The organism is Bartonella sp. AP258QHHD (assembly GCF_042196145.1).
In the GTDB taxonomy this organism is placed as follows: Bacteria; Pseudomonadota; Alphaproteobacteria; order Rhizobiales; family Rhizobiaceae; genus Bartonella.
The window spans coordinates 1289-2914 of the sequence record NZ_JBHIPR010000039.1; the positions used below are offsets into that span (position 1 = coordinate 1289).

General features: G+C 38.2%; 3 protein-coding genes. All 3 read left to right on the forward strand.

The window, feature by feature from the left end:
* The first annotated feature begins 333 nt into the window (after positions 1-333).
* Positions 334-810 carry a crossover junction endodeoxyribonuclease RuvC gene (locus ACFIMM_RS03920; RefSeq protein ID WP_375682615.1) on the forward strand — a complete coding sequence of 159 codons (477 nt, stop codon included), beginning with the start codon at positions 334-336 and terminating at the stop codon, positions 808-810.
* Positions 800-1165 (forward strand): DUF1376 domain-containing protein, encoded by a 366-nt coding sequence (locus ACFIMM_RS03925; protein WP_375682617.1) that lies wholly within the window; start codon positions 800-802, stop codon positions 1163-1165. The genes ACFIMM_RS03920 and ACFIMM_RS03925 overlap by 11 nt, the downstream gene beginning before the upstream one ends.
* The coding region (locus ACFIMM_RS03930; protein WP_375692629.1) for a DUF1376 domain-containing protein at positions 1155-1626 on the forward strand (472 nt) is incomplete at its 3' end. The genes ACFIMM_RS03925 and ACFIMM_RS03930, both read left to right, overlap by 11 nt.

A 1626-nucleotide genomic window follows, 5' to 3' on the forward strand; every position in this document is an offset into this window, starting at 1 on the left:
TCCAATCGCGTGATAAGGAAATTGAGAGACTTACACAAGAGCTTAAACAGCGTGGTGAAGCAGTAAAAGCGCCGCCTCATAAGAATAAGAAGAGTAAGAAGAAGGGTAAGTGAGGAGATAGAGATGAGTACAGTAGCAACAATTCTTTCCATAACGACTAATTTGTATTTGCTCTATGAGGTTTATCACTATTTTAAACAGTCAGAAAAGCTTACAGATGAGATAATTAAACAAAAAAGAATAATATGGGATCTAGAGGATAAACTTAGGAAGAATGAGGGGATAAGAAATAGGTCCCAAAAGAAGCTTTAATTGTTTTTTGAGGATTATTTTATGCTTCATACAATCCTTTGCTTTGATCTAGGTACGAAGATGGGGTGGGCGATACGTGGAGGGGACGGTGGTATCATAAGTGGTACTGTTAATTTTCAAACCCGTCGTTTTGAAGGCGGTGGAATGCGTTATTTACGCTTTAAGCAATGGCTTAATGAAATAAAGCAGACAGCCGGTGGCATTGACGCGGTGTATTTTGAAGAGGTTAGGCGTCATGTTGGAACCGATGCAGCGCATATTTACGGTGGTTTATTAGCAACATTAACGGCGTGGTGTGAACATCATCAGATACCGTATGAGGGGATACCGGTAAGTACGATTAAGAAAGCGACGACGGGGAAGGGGAATGCGTCGAAAGAAGAGATGATAGAGGCAATGTGTATTAAAGGGCACAAGCCATGTGATGATAATGAAGCAGATGCTTTAGCAATTTTACATTTAGTTAAAGAAAGGGAGATCTCAAATGATGTCCAATAATAAAGTAGCGTTTGTAAAATTTAGTACAGATCATTTTTTAAAGGATCTTATGGGATTAAAAGCGACCGAGAAGGCTGTTTATACAACACTTGTGTTGCTAATGAATGATAGGAAAGCGCCTCTTATAAATAATGCGTCTTATTTATCAAGTTGGTGTGGGTGTTCACTAAGAACGTTTCAAAAGACATTAGAGACTTTAATAAGCACTGGTCATATCACGCGTTTAGAGAATGGCAGCTTATGGCATAGGTCAGTAGCCTTTGATTATAGCATTAGCAAATTTTCAGAGAGAGCTTCGAAAGCCGCTTTAGCAAGGTGGAGTAAGAAAAGAGAGGAGGGAATACATGTCAACTAAGTTGCCATGGACAAGGTTTTTTGCAGATAAGTGGGCAATGGTTGTTGATTATTTGCCTGCTGTAGAGGGTAATATCTATATGCGATTACGGTTACGTATGTTGCGTACTGGTGAACCTCTTTTTTATAATATTAAAGTTTTATCTCATTACACTGGTTATTCAGTAAAGAAGTTTGAAGCGGCACTGAATGTTTTGCTTGAAGAAGGATATCTCATTCGTTTAGCAGATGGTCGCTTATGGAATTTAGATGTTGAAGAAGAACTCAATAACTCTAATGAGAATTTAGATAAAGCTTCGGAAAAGGCTTCAAAAGCAGCAAAAGCTAGATGGGATAAAAACAAAGATAAAAGTAATGATGATGCACGTGCAATGCATGAGCAATGCACGTGCAATGCATATGCAATGCACGAGCAATGCTTGGAAATGCACAATAACATTAACATTAACAATAACAAAAAAA